We start from the raw sequence: 16,915 nt of genomic DNA, 5'->3' as shown, positions 1-16,915 counted from the left end.
CGGAAGAGGTCGCGGCCTGCCTCGCGCAGCGCCAGCAGGCCGGCGTGGCCGTGGTGCCGCGCGGCGGCAATACCGGGCTGTGCGGCGGCGCGACGCCGGACGCCTCGCCGCCCAACGTGGTGCTCAGCCTGGATCGGATGAACGCCATCCGTTCCATCGACACCATCGCCAATACCATGGTGGCCGAGGCGGGCTGCATCCTGGGTAATCTGCGCCGCGCGGCGCAGGAAGCCGGGCGCCTGTTGCCGTTGTCGCTGGCGGCCGAGGATTCCAGCCAGATCGGCGGCAACGTCGCCACCAATGCCGGCGGCGTCAACGTGGTGCGCTACGGCATGGCCCGCGAGCTGGTGCTGGGCCTGGAAGCCGTGCTGCCCACCGGCGAGGTGTTCCACGGCCTGCGCACGCTGCGCAAGGACAACACGGGCTACGACCTCAAGCAGCTGCTGATCGGTTCCGAAGGCACGCTGGGCGTGATCACCGCGGTGGCGCTGCGGCTGTTTCCCCGGACCGACGTGCGTTCGGTGGTGCTGGCGGCGGTGGAGTCGCCCATGCAGGCCCTGCGGCTTTTCGAGCTGCTGTTCCAGAAGTGCGGCGCGCGCCTGCAGGCGTTCGAATTCTTTTCCGGCGACTGCGTAGACCTGGTGCTGAAGCACGCTGAGGGCGTGCAGGAACCCTTTGCCCAGCGCTATCCGGCCTACGTGCTGGTGGAGCTGGCCGACACGGCCGACGAGGCGGCGCTCAATGCGCTGCTCGAAAGCGTGATCGGCCAGGCGCTCGAAGAGGGGCTGTGCCTGGACGCGGCCGTCTCGGCCTCGCTGGCGCAGCTGCAGGCGCTGTGGAAGCTGCGCGAGGAAATCTCGGAGGCGCAGCGCGCCGATGGCCCGCACCTCAAGCACGATGTTTCGCTGCCTATCGAGCGCATTCCCGATTTCATGGCTTCCGCCGAGGCGCGGGTGCGGGCCCTGTACCCCGATATCCGGCCGTACATCTTCGGCCACTTCGGCGACGGCAATCTCCACTACAACCTGTCGCGCCCGGCCGCGCGACCGCGATTGGGCGGCGGCGCACGGGGCGGCGATCACGGATGCCGTGCTGGACGAGGTGAATCGCTACGGCGGCAGCATTTCGGCGGAGCACGGAATCGGGCAGTTGAAGCGGGACCATTTCCTGCACAGCAAGAATCCGCTGGAGTTGCGCTTGATGCGGGAGATCAAGGCGGTGCTGGATCCTGCGGGGATCATGAATCCGGGGAAGTTGCTCTAAGTTTTCGGGCGCCCGGATGTCAGTCTGGCATGCGCGCTGGCGCGCATCGGGAGAGCGTGCGCGGGCGAGACTGCGGAGGGATGCCGGCAGACCCGCCATGTCAGTCCGGCTTGACTGCCTCCAAAGAGGCGGACGCCAAACCGGCGCCCATGCCGCACGCGAAGCGTCATCATCACGACGCAAGACGCCGCGCGAGGCCCGCAAGGCCGCTCGCGCGGCCGGTGCGGGGCGGGCGTCGCAGGATTCCCCTCCGCCTGCGCCCGTGGCGCGACCCCCAGGCACGCGGCCCGTCCCGGCCGGCGGTCGAGGTTCGAGTGCCGGGCGGCCCAAGAACCCAAGCCGCGCCCCGGCAGACCCGCAAACTCCGCTTCAGCAGGCCCTCACTGCCGGTGATAAACCTCGGCCCCCTTCCGCACGAACTCCACCGACTTTTCCTGCATGCCCTTCTGCAGGGCTTCTTTTTCACTCACACCCAGCGACGCGGCATAGTCGCGCACGTCCTGGGTGATCTTCATGCTGCAGAAGTGCGGGCCGCACATGGAGCAGAAATGCGCGACCTTCATCGAATCCTTGGGCAGCGTCTCGTCGTGGAACTCGCGCGCCGTATCCGGGTCCAGGCCCAGGTTGAACTGGTCTTCCCAGCGAAACTCGAAACGCGCCTTGGACAGCGCGTTGTCGCGGATCGCTGCGCCCGGATGGCCCTTGGCCAGGTCCGCCGCGTGGGCCGCGATCTTGTACGTGATGATGCCGTCCTTCACGTCTTTCTTGTTAGGCAGGCCCAGGTGTTCCTTCGGCGTCACGTAGCAGAGCATTGCCGTGCCGTACCAGCCGATCAGCGCCGCGCCGATGCCCGAGGTGATGTGGTCGTAGCCCGGCGCGATGTCGGTGGTGAGCGGCCCCAGGGTATAGAACGGCGCTTCGTGACAGTGCTCGAGCTGCAGGTCCATGTTCTCCTTGATCATCTGCATCGGCACGTGGCCCGGGCCTTCGATCATGACCTGCACGTCGTGCTTCCAGGCGATCCGGGTCAGTTCGCCCAGCGTCTTGAGTTCGGCGAACTGCGCCTCGTCGTTGGCGTCGTAGCCCGAGCCCGGCCGCAGGCCGTCGCCCAGCGAGAAGCTCACGTCATACGCCTTCATGATTTCGCAGATTTCCTCGAAACGTTCGTAGAGGAAGCTTTCCTTGTGATGCGCCAGGCACCACTTGGCCATGATGGAGCCGCCGCGCGAGACAATACCCGTCATGCGGTCGGCGGTCATGGGAATGAAGGGCAGGCGCACGCCGGCATGGATGGTGAAGTAGTCCACCCCCTGTTCGGCCTGCTCGATCAGCGTGTCGCGGAAGATCTCCCAGGTCAGCTCCTCGGCCTTGCCGTCCACTTTCTCAAGCGCCTGGTAGATGGGCACCGTGCCGATCGGCACCGGCGAGTTGCGGATGATCCACTCGCGCGTCTCGTGGATGTGCTTGCCGGTGGAGAGGTCCATGACCGTGTCGCCGCCCCAGCGGATGGCCCAGGTCATTTTCTCCACTTCCTCGCCGATGCCGGAACTGACGGCGGAATTGCCGATGTTGGCGTTGATCTTCACCAGGAAATTGCGGCCGATGGCCATGGGCTCGATTTCCGGATGGTTGATGTTGGCCGGGATGATGGCGCGGCCGCGCGCGACCTCGTCGCGCACGAACTCGGGCGTGATGGCCGCGGGAATGGACGCGCCGAAAGACTGGCCCGGATGCTGGCGCAGCAGCCGGCGGGCCAGCTTCTCGCCTTCGGGGCCGCTGTCGCGCAGCGATTGCAGGTACTGCTCGCGGCGCAGGTTCTCGCGGATGGCCACGAACTCCATCTCGGGCGTGATGATGCCGCGGCGGGCATAGTGCATCTGCGTTACGTTGGCCCCGCTGCGCGCGCGGCGGGGCGGGCGGCGCAGGTCGAAGCGCATGGCGGTCAGCTTCGGGTCGGTCAGGCGCTGCTTGCCGTATTCGCTGGTCGGGCCAGCCAGCAATTCCGTGTCGCCGCGTTCTTCGATCCAGGCGCGGCGCAGCTCCGGCAGGCCGCGGCGGATGTCGATCTTGACGTCCGGGTCCGTATACGGACCGCTGGTGTCGTAGACTGTCAGCGGCGGGTTCTTCTCGCCGCCGAACATGGTCGGCGTGTCGTCCTGCTCGATTTCCCGGAAGGGCACGCGGATGTCCGGCCGCGTGCCGGTCTGGTACACCTTGCGGGAACGGGGCAAAGGCGCGACGGCGCCGCGTCCACTTCGGCGGTGGCGGCCAGGAATTTGGGATTGGCGTTCATGGAAAGCTCCAAACGAAAGGTTGGAGCCGATCGGGAAGGAATTCCCGCGGCGCGGCGCGCTGGACGGGAAGACGGCTCCCAGCATCGGCATTATCCGTACTGGTACGAAGGGACTCTCTCAACACGCCGCGGCCCGGAAAGGGCAGCGGCGAGTACCCCTGCACGAAGCCGAAGTATAGAGCCTGCGCGCGCGGGGCGGCTACGCACGCTGCAATCCGCGGGTCGTATTAACGCTTTACATTTGGAATCAGTCTGCGGCCACACCGCCTTTCAGCTTCTGTACACTTTTTTCAGTGCGCCGGACGCCGCAAAGCCGTCCGGCTTCTTAGTCCATTAAAGAAGGAATCGAGCATGCAACTGACACTACGCAAACTGGCGCCCGCCCTCATGGTCGTGACTTTGGCGCTTGCGGGTTGCAAGACCGCCCCGACTAAGAGCTCCGGCGCCGACGCCACGCAGCAGGCGGGCCAGCAGCAGGCCCCGGCGAGCTCTCCGGCCACTGCTTCCACGGTGGAGTTCTATGTCGCGCAGACGCAGTCGGCGCCGGGCCTGGTCGAAGTCAGCCTGCCCGACGGCAAGCTGTACATGCAGCAGCAGCCCGTACTGACGCGCGCCGACCTCACCGAAGCGGCGGCCCTGGTCGACCGCCAGGGCAAGAACTTCGTGGGTCTGCGCTTTTCCGAAGCCGGCGCGCGCAAGCTGACCGAAGTGAGCACCAAGAACGTGGGCAACATGCTCGCGCTCGTGATCGACCGCGAACTCATCGCCGCGCCGCGCATCGGCGAGCCGCTCAACCGCGGCGTGCTGGCGTTCAGCGTATCCTCGGCCCAGGCGGCCTCCGAAATCGCGGCCAAGATCCGCGGCGACGCCCCCGCCGCCCGGCCGGCGCTCCCACGGCGCCCGCGCCCGCTTCCAAGCCCTGATTCCTCGAGCGCGCGGGGCTCTCAATGCAAACCGGCCGTCCAGGCCGGGGTTTTGCATTGGCGCGCCGGACGGCGGCGTGCTCAGCCGGATTTGCGGCCGCGCGGACGCGGCGTCCGCTGCGCCTGCACGGTATCGAGAAAAGTCTTGTTCAGTTCCTCGAGCAGCAGGCGCTCGGCGGGAGACAGCGCGTCGAACCGCGAAGGAGAGATATTGGGGAAGGGCCACGGCGCCTGCGGACGCGGGCGCCGGCTTGTGCGGTTGGCCGAGTCGGCCACGATGACGGGCGGCAGCGTATTGCTCAGATCGTAGCTTTCGAGCGGCGGCTCCATGGGGCCCTTGCCCGTTTCCAGCCACTCCACCTCGACCTTCAGCACGTGCGCCAGCTTGCGCAGCGAGCGGCTGGATTGGCGCAGCCCGCTCTCGTAACTGCCGATGGCGCTTTGCGACAGGCGCGACAGCCGCGCAAGATCCTTTTGCGTGTAGCCACGCAAAAGCCGGGCATGCTTCAGTCGGTCCGAAAATGTTCTCACGCGTCGATTGAAGCTTGCCGCTAAAACACGTTGGTGGTTATAACTATCACCTAGGTGATATGAGCGTAGGAGACATCCCATGCGGCAAACGGGCTGCGTCTTCATGGTGCAGATCCACAACGCGGCCGACGCCGCGCTTGCGCAGGCATTGCGCGGTTATCGCTGGCGTGTCGTCGAATACCAATCCTGGGAGCGCGTATTCGCCGACCTGCGCAATTTCAGCGCCGAAGCGGTCGTCGTGCAGGGCGAGTGCGAGCAGATCCCGCAGCGCATTGCCGCCTTGCGCCAGGCCGCGCCGGGCGCCGCCCTGGTATGGCAGGCCCACGCCAGCGCCTGCCAGCCGTATTGCCGCGCTCGATGCCGGGGCCGACACCTGCCCTGTCCGCCGCCATCGAGGCGCGCGATGGGACGCGCTGCTGCGCAACCTGAGCGGCGCCGGCGAGCCGTGCCCGGCCCGCCCGTGCTGGCACGTGGACGGGCAGGCCAGCGTGCTGGCCGGGCCCGCTGGCGAGCGGCTGCCCCTCACCGCGAACGAGCGTGCCTTTTTCATCCGCCTGCTGAACGCGCCGGGCCAGTGCCTGGCGCGCGAACGCTTCTTTCCATCTTGTTCCGAAGCCGCTCACGACGGCGCGCGACGGGTCGACGTGCTGGTATCGCGCCTGCGCAGCAAGGCCCGCCGGCTGAACATCGACCTGCCGGTGGTCGCCGTGCGGGGTTGGGGCTACATGATGCTGCCTGCACAGGCCGAGTTCTGCGAAGCGATCGTCGAGGCCTGAACGCACGCGCCGCTCATGCTTCGCCCCGCTGCCGCGCGGGCGGACGCTTCGGCCGGCGGCGCGGCAGCACCACCCGCTACAGCACTACCATGTTGTCGCGGTGCATGAGTTCCGGGTCGGTCATGCTGCCCAGGATGCGCGCGATCTGGCTCGATGGCTGGCGCAGGATGCGGCGGGTGTCCGCCGATGAGTAATTGATGAGTCCGCGCGCGCATTCGCGGCCGGCGCCGTCCACGCACGACACCACGTCGCCGCGCCCGAACTCGCCTTCCACGGCGGTGACGCCGATGGGCAGCAGGCTCTTGCCGTCTTGCAGCAGCGCCTGCACGGCGCCGTCGTCGAGCACCACGCGGCCGCGCAGCCGCAGGTGATCGGCGAGCCACTGCTTGCGCGCCGACCACACTGGCAGCACGGCCCGCAGTTCGGTGCCTATGCATTCGCCTTCGGCCAGCCGCGTCAGCACGTTGCGCTCGCGCCCCGAGGCGATCACGGTGTGGGCGCCGCTGTGCGCGGCACGCTTGGCCGCCAGCACCTTGGTCAGCATGCCGCCCGTGCCGATGCCCGTGCCGGCGCCGCCCGCCATGGCTTCCAGGGCCGGGTCGCCGGCCTGCACGTGCGAGAGAAATCGCGCGTCCGGGTTCTTGCGCGGATCGGCGTCGTACAGGCCGCGCTGATCGGTAAGAATGATGAGCGCGTCGGCTTCGATGAGATTCGTCACCAGCGCGCCCAGCGTGTCGTTGTCGCCCAGCCGGATCTCGTCGGTGACCACGGTGTCGTTCTCGTTGACGATGGGCACCACGCCCATGCGCAGCAGGGCGAACAGCGTGCTGCGCGCGTTCAGGTAGCGGTGCCGGTCGGCCAGGTCTTCGTGCGTCAGCAGGATCTGGGCCGTGCGCAGGCCATGTTCGGCGAAGGCGGCCTCGTAGGCCTGGCAAAGACCCATCTGCCCGACGGCGGCCGCAGCCTGCAGCTCGTGCATGACCGACGGACGCTTGCGCCATCCCAGGCGCGCCATGCCTTCGGCGATGGCGCCGCTGGACACCAGCACCACCTGCCTGCCGTGCTTGCGCAGCGCGGCGATCTGCGCGGCCCAGTGCGCCACGGCGCGCGGTCCAGGCCGCGCCCTTCATTGGTGACCAGCGAGGAACCGACCTTGGCGACCAGCCGCTGGGCGCTGGCGACGACGGACACGGAGGAAGCGGATTCGACGGACATGATGACGGCGTACTGCGTGTAAACGGACTGCGGCGCGAAAAAACCCGATCGGAAGGAATGCGATTATGGCTTATTCGTCACCGCCGCGCGGCGCGTCGGGGGGCAGGGCGTCGGAACGCGTTTCGTCGAAGCGGGGGTCTTCGGCCACGTAGGAGCCGTCGGCGCGGTCTTGCGCCTCCTGGTCTTTCTCGCGCTGGGCGTCCAGGTAGTCCTGCAGCGCCCAGATCAGGTCCTGCGTACCTTCGCCGGACAGGCCGGAGATGCCGAACACGGGACCGGTCCAGCCGTACAACTCGCAAAAACGCTTCTTGACCGCGTCCGGGTCTTCGACCATGTCGAGCTTGTTCAGGACCAGCCAGCGCGGCTTGCCGGCCAGCGCGGGATCGTAGCGGCGCAGTTCCTCCACGATGGCGCGCGCATCCTGTACGGCCTGCTCGATGGGATCCTGGTCGGGATCGGGGCTGGACACGTCCACCAGGTGCAGCAGCACGCGCGTGCGCGCCAGGTGGCGCAGGAACAGGTGGCCCAGGCCCGCGCCTTCGGACGCGCCCTCGATCAGGCCCGGGATGTCGGCCACCACGAAACTGCGCGAGGGCGAGGTGCGCACCACGCCCAGGTTGGGGTGCAGGGTGGTGAACGGGTAGTCGGCGATCTTGGGTTTGGCGTTCGAGATGCGGCTGATGAGCGTGGACTTGCCCGCATTGGGCAGGCCCAGCAGGCCCACGTCGGCCAGCACCTTCAGCTCCATGCGCAGGACGCGGTGCTCGCCTTCCTTGCCGGGCGTCCATTGACGCGGCGCGCGGTTCACGCTGGACTTGAAATGGATGTTGCCCATGCCGCCTTGTCCGCCCGCGGCCAGCGTGACCTTCTGGCCATGCCGGTTCAGGTCGAACAGCAGCTCGCCGGTCTCGGCGTCGTGGATCATGGTGCCCACAGGCACGCGCAGGGTGATGTCGGGAGCCGCCGCGCCGTACTGGTCGGAACCACGGCCGTTTTCGCCGTTCTTGGCCCGGTGCAGGCGCGCGTAGCGGAAGTCGATCAGCGTGTTGATGTTGCGATCGGCCACGGCATAGATGCTGCCGCCCCGGCCGCCGTCGCCGCCGTCCGGGCGCCCTTGGGAATGAATTTCTCGCGGCGAAAGCTCGCCACGCCATTGCCGCCTTTGCCGGCGATGACCTCGATGGTGGCTTCGTCTACGAATTTCATGATGTCTGCGCGTGTGAATAATGAAGAGGGGCGTCGCGCCGGTGGCGCCGGGCGTCCGCACGCAGCGGCGCCGGGGGCATGGCGTTCATTCTGCCCTAAAACAAAAAGCCCTGCCGCATGCGGCAGGGCTTTTGCCGTGTGCCGGCGCGGCATGCCGCGCCAGCGGATGGGTGGCCCGATTATTCGGCCACGACCGACACGGTCTGCTTGTTCAATGCGCCTTTGTAGCCGAATTGAACCTTGCCGTCGACCAGCGCGAACAGCGTGTGGTCCTTGCCCATGCCGACGTTCACGCCAGCGTGGAAACGGGTGCCGCGCTGGCGCACGATGATCGAGCCAGCCGGGATCTGTTGGCCGCCAAAAACCTTGACGCCCAGTCGCTTCGATTCTGAGTCGCGACCGTTACGCGTAGAGCCGCCGCCCTTTTTCTGTGCCATGTTTAGCTCCTGCTAATGTGGTGCCGGATCCGATCAGGCCGTGATGGCTTCGATGCGGATTTCGGTGTAGTTCTGACGGTGGCCCTGATGCTTCTGATAGTGCTTGCGACGGCGCATCTTGAAGATCTTGACCTTGTCGTGGCGGCCTTGCGCAAGAACCGTCGCCTTGACCACGGCGCCCGAGACGAGGGGCGTGCCAACCTTGAGCTGGTCGCCTTCGCCCACGGACAACACCTGGTCCAGGGTGATTTCTTGCCCAATGTCAGCCGGTATCTGTTCTATCTTGAGTTTTTCGCCAGCAGCAACACGATATTGCTTGCCGCCGGTTTTTATGACCGCGTACATGGGGGTATTTCCTTAAATGGGTAATGGCTGCGGGGCGCTCGCGGAAGTTTCGGAAGCCAGGTTCGGGTATCCGGGTTGGGTATCCGAGATAGGCATCCGGGCCGGACATCCCGGGTTTGTTCGGGATTCCCGGCTTGGGCCTCGGATTTGCCGCGGGCTTTCAACTGGCGCCTCCGGACACAATGCCTGGCCCCTGCCTGCGGCTTTCCGCGCACCCGCCCAGGCAAACGCCCGCAGCCGACGCAATTCCGGCCATTGCTAGCCGAATCGGAAATTCTAGCCGCGCCTGTGGAAAAAGTCAAAAAGACCTTGCCCACTAAGGGCTTAGCCGTGGCGCGCGCGTATCGGGCGGGCAGCCGCCCGCGCGGCGAACGCCGGCGCGGCCGGAGCCGGAACGATCCGGTCGCAGCCCGTATAATCGCTGGTCGAATCCCCCGCCCCGTGGCGGCCTTGCGGCAAGAGCCTACCCTGGCTCGCTTCACTCTCCGGATACGTCTTGAATCTCCCCGCGCTCATTGCCCCCATAGCTGACGACATGAAAGCCGTCGACGCGGTCATCCGCCAGCGGCTGAATTCCGATGTGGTGCTGATCCGTACGATAGGCGACTACATCATCGGGGCGGGCGGCAAGCGCATGCGTCCGGCCCTGGTGCTCATGGTGGCGCGCGCGCTGGGCTACGAGGGCGAGCGGCACCACCTGCTGGCCGCCGTGGTCGAATTCATCCATACCGCCACGCTGCTGCACGACGACGTGGTGGACGAGTCGGACCTGCGCCGCGGGCGCGAGACGGCCAACGCCGTGTTCGGCAACGCGGCCAGCGTGCTGGTGGGCGACTACCTGTATTCCCGGTCGTTCGAGATGATGGTCGAGGCGGACTCGATGCGCATCATGAGCATTCTGTCGGAGGCCACCACCGTCATCGCCGAAGGCGAGGTGCTGCAACTGCTCAACGTACACGACCCCGACGTTTCGCAGGAGCGCTACCTGCAGGTCGTGCGCTACAAGACGGCCAAGCTGTTCGAGGCGGCCGCCCGGGTGGGCGCCGTGCTGGCCGGCGCCACGCCCGAACAGGAAGACGCGGCCGCGGCCTATGGCCGCCACGTCGGCACGGCCTTCCAGATCGTGGACGACGTGCTCGACTACCGTGGCGATGCGGCCGCCCTGGGCAAGAACGTGGGCGACGACCTGCGCGAAGGCAAGCCGACCCTGCCGTTCATCCGCGTCATGGAAGTGGGCACCCCGCAGCAGCAGCAACTGATCCGCGATGCCATCCGCACGGGCGATGCCGACTTCGCCGCCGTGGCGGCCGCCATCCAGGCCACCGACGCGCTGGACCACGCCATGAAGGCCGCCGAGGCCGAAGCCAGGCTGGCCAGCGATGCGCTTTCCTGCTACCCCGCTTCCATTTACCGAAAATCTCTGCTAGAATTCTGCGCTTTCGCGGTGAACAGAGATCGCTAGCGAAAAAAGACGAGCAGGCGGTTTTCCCGTGTACTAAAACCGCAGGAAACCACTGCATCGGAATCGGGGCGTAGCTCAGCCTGGTAGAGTACTGCGTTCGGGACGCAGGAGTCGGAGGTTCGAATCCTCTCGCCCCGACCACTCATGTGGTCGAATTCTCGGTGGAATTCCATCGGCAAGAGCCGGTATCGCGCAAGCGGTGCCGGTTTTTTTGTTGCCTCGGCGCTGGCTGGGGAGTGCAATCGAAACCGCGGAACCGCGGAACGGCGCGGGCATGGCCCGTGCCGATGTAATGTATCCGGTCTGTATCGCCTTCTCTCCGAATCGTGCGGCCGCGCGGGCGCGCGGGCGAAGCGCGTCCAAGAAGCTGCAACGCTGAGCGCTTTCGTAAACCTTCGAGACATTGAGCCGAGTCGCGCGTGCTAGCCTGCCCGCGTGTTTTGTTTGGCGGGCGGTTGCCCCGCAATGCCGGTTCATGTCCGATATCGTTGTTTTCCTGCGCAGCCATTTTCGCTACGGCGACCAGATCGTGGCGTTTCCCACGCTGTACCAGCTCGCGCAATGGTGGCCGCGCAAGCGGCTGCGCGTGGTGTCCAAGTATGACGTGGGCAGTTTCTACCGCGACCTGCCGTGGGTGGACGAGTTCGTCATGGCGCCGGACTTTCGCCGCCAGCTCGCCAGCCTGCCGCGCCACGCGATGATGTCGGTCAACCTCCATCACACCAGCGAGCGCTTCGGCCTGATCAATCTGCTGCGCCGCCCGCCCCTGCGCATGGGCTACCGCCATGCGCGGCTCACCGACGCGGTGTGGACGCACCATCACGTCAAGGACGAGTCCGAGTACATCGGCCTGTCGGGCCTGCGCATGCTCTCGACCTATCGTCCGGTGGATCCGGAAACCGCCGCCAGGCAGTGTTTCGGCGCGCTTGCCGCGCGCCGTGCGCGGCCGGGTGCCCCCGCCGACGTGGTCTTCATTCCGGGCGGCGGTTCGGGCGCGTTCAAGCGCTGGGACATCGGGCGCTACATCGCGCTGGCGGCCTGCTCAAGCCCGCGCTGGGGCCGGACGCGCGATTCACCTTCGTGCTGGGGCCCGACGAGGCGCGGGAGCTGGTCGCTGCTGCGCGCGCTGGCGCGCCCCGATTTCCGCATCGAGCATTGCCGCACCGTGCCGGAGCTGGCGGCCATGATGCTGCCCGCCCGTTTGATCGTGGCCAACGACTGCGGCCCTTCGCACATCGCGCAGGCGGCCGGCGTGCCATACGTGGGCGTTTTCAACGAGCCCAATCCCGAATGGTTCTGGCGGCGCGATCATGCCCGCGACGTGGTGCCGGACGACGGCTCGGACAACATCGACTCCATTGTTCCGCACCGGGTGCGCGATGCCTGCCTCGCGGCGCTGGCGGCCTATCGGGCGCGGCCGGCGCGCCAGTCCGCCACCAGCCCTCATGGCGCCGCGCCGTCCGTTCATGAGCGCGGACGGCCCTTCGCTCGAGGGCGCCGGCCAAGCGCGCTGGCGCGCCGCGCTGAGGGCGCGCAGTCTCTGAGCGCGTCCGTTCGTCCGAGACGATACGGGGCGAGAGGCTGCCGCGAGGGGCGTGGCCAGGGGTTTCAGGGTTACTCCGCGTGCCGCCTTGCCGCCAAATTTGTATGATGATCCGATAAATCATCGAGGAGACGAGCATGACGCAGGCCCCGAGGCGATGCCGCGCTTTATCGCGCCGGAGCGCGGCATGAGCCAGGAGTCCCGCATCCGCGAGGAAATCTGCGCCGTGGGAGCGAGTCTCTACAACCGCGGCTATACGGTCGGGTCCGCCGGCAATATCAGCGCGCGCCTGGACGATGGCTGGCTCATCACGCCCACCGACGCCTGCCTGGGCCGGCTCGATCCCGCCGAGCTGGCCAAGGTGGATGCAGGCGGCAATCCGGTTTCGGGCGGCAGGCCTTCCAAGACGCTGGCGCTGCACCGGGGCGTCTATGCGGCCGATCCCTCGGCGCGCGGCATCGTCCACACCCATTCCACGCACCTGGTGGCGCTGACCCTGGCCGGCGTGTGGCGCGAAGACGAGGTGCTGCCGCCGATCACGCCTTATCAGGTCATGAAAGTGGGGCGCATCCCGCTGGTCCGCTACCGGCGGCCGGGCGATCCGCAGGCGGCGCGCAGGTGGCGGCGTTGGCGGGCAGGGTGCGCGGCGCGCTTTTCGAGCGGCTGGGCCCCATCGTGTGGGCGCGCTCGGTGTCGCAGGCCGCGCACGCGCTGGAGGAGCTGGAGGAAACCGCGCGTCTGTGGCTCATGACCTCGCCCCGCCCCGAGCCGCTGCCGCCCGCGGCCATCGAGGAATTGCGCGCCGTTTTCGGCGCGCACGACTGAGCGGCCGGGCATGCCTGCGCTCCGCGTTCTCTTTTTCTTTCCGTCCTGTCCGGCGCCCGAGGCGCCGCTTTCCGAGCACATTCCATGAATATCCTGATTACCGGCGGCGCCGGTTTCCTGGGCCAGCGCCTGGCCCGCCAGTTGCTGGCCAGGGCGGGCTGCGGCGCGAAGACGGCTCGCTGGAACCCATTGCCCGCATCGATCTGCTGGATCTCGCCGCCGCCCCCGACTTCGGCGACGCCAGAGTGCGGGCCATGGCGGGCGACATCTCCGACCCGGCCGTGCTGGAGCGCGCCATCGATGCGAAGACGCGCGTGATCTTCCACCTGGCCGCGGTGGTGAGCGGGCAGGCCGAGGCCGACTTCGACCTGGGCATGCGCATCAATCTCGACGCATCGCGGGCGCTGCTGGAGCGCTGCCGCCAGCTGGGCCATTGCCCGCGCGTGGTGTTCACCAGTTCGGTGGCGGTATACGGCGGCGCGCTGCCGGAGGTGGTGCGGGACGACACCGCGCTCAACCCGCAGTCGTCCTACGGGGCGCAGAAGGCCATGGCCGAACTGCTGCTGGCCGACTGCACGCGGCGGGGCTTCGTCGACGGATGGACGCTGCGCCTGCCCACCATCAGCGTGCGGCCGGGCCGGCCCAATGCGGCGGCTTCTTCGTTCGCGAGCGGCATCATCCGCGAGCTCAGCTCAATGGCGAATCCGCGATCTGCCCCGTGGCGGCGGGCACCCCGGCTGTGGCTGCTGTCGCCGCGCCGCGCCGTGCAGGCGCTGGTGGCGGGCGCGGAACTGCCCGCCCATGCGGCGGCCGACCGCCGCCCCATCAATCTTCCCGGCGTGTCGGTCACGGTGGCCGATATGGTGCAGGCCCTGCGCGACATCGCGGGCGAAGAAACGGCGTCGCGCATCCGCTGGCAGGCCGACGAGCGCGTGGAACGCATCGTGGGGAGCTGGCCCGCGCGCTGGGACACGGCGCGGGCCGAACGGCTGGGATTCAAGGGCGACGGCGACTTCGCCGCCATCGTTCGCGCCTATATGGACGACGATCTCGGGCGCTGAGGCGCGCGGGCCGCAAAGGAGGCACACATGGAATCTTCCCAGGCAGGCAGGAACGTGGGCGTGATCGGGCTGGGCGCCATGGGCGTCGGCATTGCGCAAAGCCTGCGCCGCTCCGGGTATGCCGTGCACGTCTACGACATACGGCCGCAAGCCTGCGCCGCCTTCGCGGCGCAGGGCGGCGTGGCCTGCGCGTCGCTGGCGCAGCTGCGCAGGATGCGACGTGGTGGTGAGCGTGGTGGTCAATGCCGCGCAGACCGAAGACGTGCTGTTCGGCGCGGGCGGCCTGGCGGCCGGCCTGCGGCCGGGATCGGTGTTCGTTATGTGCTCCACGGTGGATCCGAACTGGTCCGCGGCGCTGGAGGGCAGGCTGCGCGAGCGCGGCATTCTTTACCTGGACGCGCCGATCTCGGGCGGCGCGGCCAAGGCGGCCGCCGGCGAAATGACCATGATGACCGCCGGCAGCCCGCAGGCGTATGCCGCCTGCGGCGGCGTGCTGGAGGCCATGGCGGGCAAGGTGTATCGCCTGGGCGACCGGGCCGGGACGGGCAGCAAGGTCAAGATCATCAACAGCTGCTGGCCGGCGTGCACATCGCCGCGGCGGCCGAGGCCATGGCGCTGGGCCTGCGCGAAGGCGTGGATCCGCAGGCCCTGTATGAAGTCATCACGCACAGCGCCGGCAACAGCTGGATGTTCGAGAACCGCATGCCGCACGTGCTGGCGGGCGACTACACGCCGCTGTCGGCGGTGGACATCTTCGTCAAGGACCTGGGGCTGGTGCTGGACACGGCCCGCCACGGCAAGTTTCCGCTGCCGCTGGCGTCCACGGCGCACCAGATGTTCATGCAGGCGTCCAGCGCCGGTCATGGGCGCGAAGACGACAGCGCCGTCATCAAGATATTCCCGGGCATCACGCTGCCGGAGGCCGAATGAGCATCAAGCTGGGCTGCATCGCCGACGATTTCACGGGGGCCACCGATCTGGCCAACAACCTGGTGCGGGCCGGCATGCGGGCCGTGCAGACCATGGGCGTTCCGCAGGGGCCGCTGCAGGCCCGGGCCGACGCCGTCGTGGTGGCGCTCAAGACGCGCACCGCGCCGCCCGCCGAGGTGGTGTCGCTGTCGCTGGCGCCGCTGGCCTGGCTGCGCGGGCAGGGGGCGCAGCAGATCTACTTCAAATACTGCTCCACTTTCGACAGCACGCCGCAGGGCAATATCGGGCCGGTGGCCGACGCCTTGATGCGCGCGCTGGACACGGGCTTCACCATTGCCACGCCCGCGTTCCCCGACAACCAGCGCACCGTGTTCAAGGGCTACCTGTTCGTGGGCGACATGCTGCTCAACGAATCGGGCATGCGCCACCATCCTCTGACGCCCATGGCGGACGCCAACCTGGTGCGCGTGCTGGCCGCGCAGACCGCGCGCCGGGTGGGGCTGATCGACTACAAGGCGGTGGCCCGGGGCGCAGCCGCCATCGCCGAACGCATCGCCGAGCTGAAGTCCGAAGGCGTGGAGATCGCCATCGTGGACGCCGTGTCCAACGCCGACCTGCTGGCGCTGGGGCCGGCGCTGCGCGGCATGCCGCTGGTGACGGGAGGGATCGGGCGTGGCCATTCGTGCGGCGCTGTCGAAAGCAGCCGGTAGGCTTCCTCGCTCATGGGCTTGGACATGCCGCCGGTCTTGCTATCAGGCCAGACGACCCGCCGGTTCTCCAGATCGACCCATTCCCATTCGAGCGAGACGATTTCGCCACGGCGGCCAGCGAACTCGAACTGCAGGCGGATCGCCAACGGGACCACGTAGTTCTCCAGCCCTTCGGCCTCGATCTTGTCGAGCTGTCGGAACAGCTTGCCCATGTCCTCGTCGCTGATGAGATGGGTGGACTTGCCAGCCGGAAACAACTGGATATGCCGGCAGGGGTTGCTGCCATCAGGCCGGTAGCCCCACACCTCGGCCAGATTGAACATCTTGCGCAAGATGCTGAACGCCTTGTTCGCCTCGGTGGGCTTGTACGAAAACTTTTCCATCAGCCCGGCAATGTCGGGGCGCTTCACGTCCTGGACCTTCTTGCGGCCCAGCAGCGGGATGATGCAGCGGTCGATGACACGTTGATAGCCGACCTGGGTGCTGGGCTTGTTGCGCTTCTTGGAGTGATCCTCCATGAACTTCTTGCACAGCTCCTCGACGGTAGGTGCTTTGCGCGCTTCGGCCTTGGCTGCGCCGGGATCACCGCCCCGACGTACCTGAGCCAGCCACTCCTGTGCCAAGGATCGGGCCTGTTCGACGGTCAGCTCTCCGTACTGACCGAGCGCGGGCTTGCGGCGCTCGCCGGCGTTCGTCCGGTACTGGAGCATGAACACCTTGCGACCCGATGGGGTAATCTTGCACAAGAAGCCGGGCACCAACGTGTCCCGGAGTTCGACGGCCTGCGCCTGGGGTTGTGCCGCATCGACAGCGGACTTGGTGAGCTTGATCTTTGCCATGATGACTCCTCGGAGAGACCCGGTTCCCAGGAGCCTTCTAGGGGCCAACAGAAGGGAAGTCGGGTCAAGTTTCGGAAAGCACCGGCATATGTTGAATTCGCCTAAGTCCTTGATAAACCTGCTGTATCTGGCTGTGGCGTAGTCCAGCGAAGTCCGGTGCTGGAGTCATCCTGAAATGAAAAACCCGCCACGTCGGCGGGTCGGTGTGCAAGATGTTCCGGTTGCGCGCTAACCCACCCTGTCCGTAATGGTGGGAATAATCTCGATGGAAATAATGGCGCGCGCGGAAATCATGCGGCGCAAGCAGGCTCCCGCCGCCCGCCGCCATCAAGGGCCGGCTCCCGCAAGCAAGCGCCGAAGGAACCGGCCGCGATCCGCTACCATGGCGGCCGCTCCCGCGCGGGCCTCGCCCACATCCGGCAACCGCGCCCGAGCCGCCTCCCCGGAACCGTCCCAGGAGCCGACCCGCCCCATGCCCTCTTCGCCGATCGTCCTGCGCCTGGCCGGCAGCCAGGACGCCGAACTCATCGCCCGCATGCACGCCGACAGCTGGGCC

Annotated in this window: 8 protein-coding genes, 1 tRNA gene and 9 pseudogenes; 10 read left to right on the top strand and 8 right to left on the bottom strand. The window is 67.5% G+C overall.

The window, feature by feature from the left end; translation table 11 throughout:
* A pseudogene (locus AD428_RS09450) lies at positions 1-1,263 on the top strand (FAD-binding oxidoreductase); the annotation flags it as partial.
* 380 nt (positions 1,264-1,643) lie between these two features.
* On the opposite strand, the pseudogene thiC reads toward AD428_RS09450, so the two are convergent.
* Positions 1,644-3,556 (bottom strand): annotated as a pseudogene (thiC, locus tag AD428_RS09445) (phosphomethylpyrimidine synthase ThiC).
* Positions 3,557-3,907: 351 nt separating this feature from the next.
* On the opposite strand from thiC, the pseudogene AD428_RS27710 reads away from it, so the two are divergent.
* A pseudogene (locus AD428_RS27710) lies at positions 3,908-4,477 on the top strand (SecDF P1 head subdomain-containing protein); the annotation flags it as partial.
* An 83-nt stretch (positions 4,478-4,560) separates the two neighbouring features.
* Here AD428_RS27710 and AD428_RS09435 read toward each other — a convergent pair.
* A complete protein-coding gene (locus tag AD428_RS09435; RefSeq protein WP_200908016.1) occupies positions 4,561-5,010 on the bottom strand; it encodes a helix-turn-helix domain-containing protein in 450 nt (149 codons plus the stop codon).
* Between the two features lie 46 nt (positions 5,011-5,056).
* A complete protein-coding gene (locus AD428_RS27705; protein ID WP_235489596.1) occupies positions 5,057-5,335 on the bottom strand; it encodes a hypothetical protein in 279 nt (92 codons plus the stop codon).
* 145 nt (positions 5,336-5,480) lie between these two features.
* On the opposite strand from AD428_RS27705, the gene AD428_RS27700 reads away from it, so the two are divergent.
* Positions 5,481-5,786: a helix-turn-helix domain-containing protein gene (locus tag AD428_RS27700; protein ID WP_235489592.1), complete on the top strand. Its 306-nt coding sequence runs from the start codon at positions 5,481-5,483 to the stop codon at positions 5,784-5,786.
* A 76-nt stretch (positions 5,787-5,862) separates the two neighbouring features.
* On the opposite strand, the pseudogene proB reads toward AD428_RS27700, so the two are convergent.
* From proB to rplU, 4 genes and pseudogenes are all read right to left on the bottom strand, one after another.
* Positions 5,863-7,001, bottom strand: a pseudogene (gene proB / locus AD428_RS09425) (glutamate 5-kinase).
* Between the two features lie 70 nt (positions 7,002-7,071).
* Positions 7,072-8,207: pseudogene (obgE, locus tag AD428_RS09420) on the bottom strand (GTPase ObgE).
* A 179-nt stretch (positions 8,208-8,386) separates the two neighbouring features.
* Positions 8,387-8,644 (bottom strand): 50S ribosomal protein L27, encoded by a 258-nt coding sequence (gene rpmA, locus AD428_RS09415; protein ID WP_053244983.1) that lies wholly within the window; start codon positions 8,642-8,644, stop codon positions 8,387-8,389.
* Between the two features lie 33 nt (positions 8,645-8,677).
* Positions 8,678-8,989: a 50S ribosomal protein L21 gene (gene rplU / locus AD428_RS09410; protein ID WP_053244982.1), complete on the bottom strand. Its 312-nt coding sequence runs from the start codon at positions 8,987-8,989 to the stop codon at positions 8,678-8,680.
* Between the two features lie 496 nt (positions 8,990-9,485).
* On the opposite strand from rplU, the gene ispB reads away from it, so the two are divergent.
* The 7 genes and pseudogenes from ispB to otnK all read left to right on the top strand — a co-directional run.
* Positions 9,486-10,451: an octaprenyl diphosphate synthase gene (ispB, locus tag AD428_RS09405; protein WP_053244981.1), complete on the top strand. Its 966-nt coding sequence runs from the start codon at positions 9,486-9,488 to the stop codon at positions 10,449-10,451.
* A 64-nt stretch (positions 10,452-10,515) separates the two neighbouring features.
* A tRNA-Pro gene (locus AD428_RS09400) sits at positions 10,516-10,592 on the top strand.
* A gap of 334 nt (positions 10,593-10,926) precedes the next feature.
* Positions 10,927-12,102: a glycosyltransferase family 9 protein gene (locus tag AD428_RS09395; RefSeq protein ID WP_082308342.1), complete on the top strand. Its 1,176-nt coding sequence runs from the start codon at positions 10,927-10,929 to the stop codon at positions 12,100-12,102.
* Between the two features lie 79 nt (positions 12,103-12,181).
* Positions 12,182-12,819: pseudogene (locus tag AD428_RS09390) on the top strand (aldolase).
* Positions 12,735-13,880, top strand: a complete 1,146-nt coding sequence (gene denD, locus AD428_RS09385) for a D-erythronate dehydrogenase (RefSeq protein WP_369798729.1) — start codon at positions 12,735-12,737, stop codon at positions 13,878-13,880. Before AD428_RS09390 ends, denD begins: the two are co-directional and overlap by 85 nt.
* Positions 13,881-13,907: 27 nt before the next feature.
* Positions 13,908-14,810: pseudogene (ltnD, locus tag AD428_RS09380) on the top strand (L-threonate dehydrogenase).
* Positions 14,807-15,481, top strand: a pseudogene (otnK, locus tag AD428_RS09375) (3-oxo-tetronate kinase); the annotation flags it as partial. The pseudogenes ltnD and otnK, both read left to right, overlap by 4 nt.
* Positions 15,482-15,489: 8 nt before the next feature.
* Here the strand turns inward: otnK and AD428_RS24745 are convergent.
* Positions 15,490-16,359 (bottom strand): annotated as a pseudogene (locus AD428_RS24745) (tyrosine-type recombinase/integrase); the annotation flags it as partial.
* Positions 16,360-16,915: the final 556 nt, after the last annotated feature.

It is taken from the genome of Achromobacter sp. DMS1 (assembly GCF_001270295.1).
This window is presented reverse-complemented; position numbering and strand designations above follow the sequence as displayed.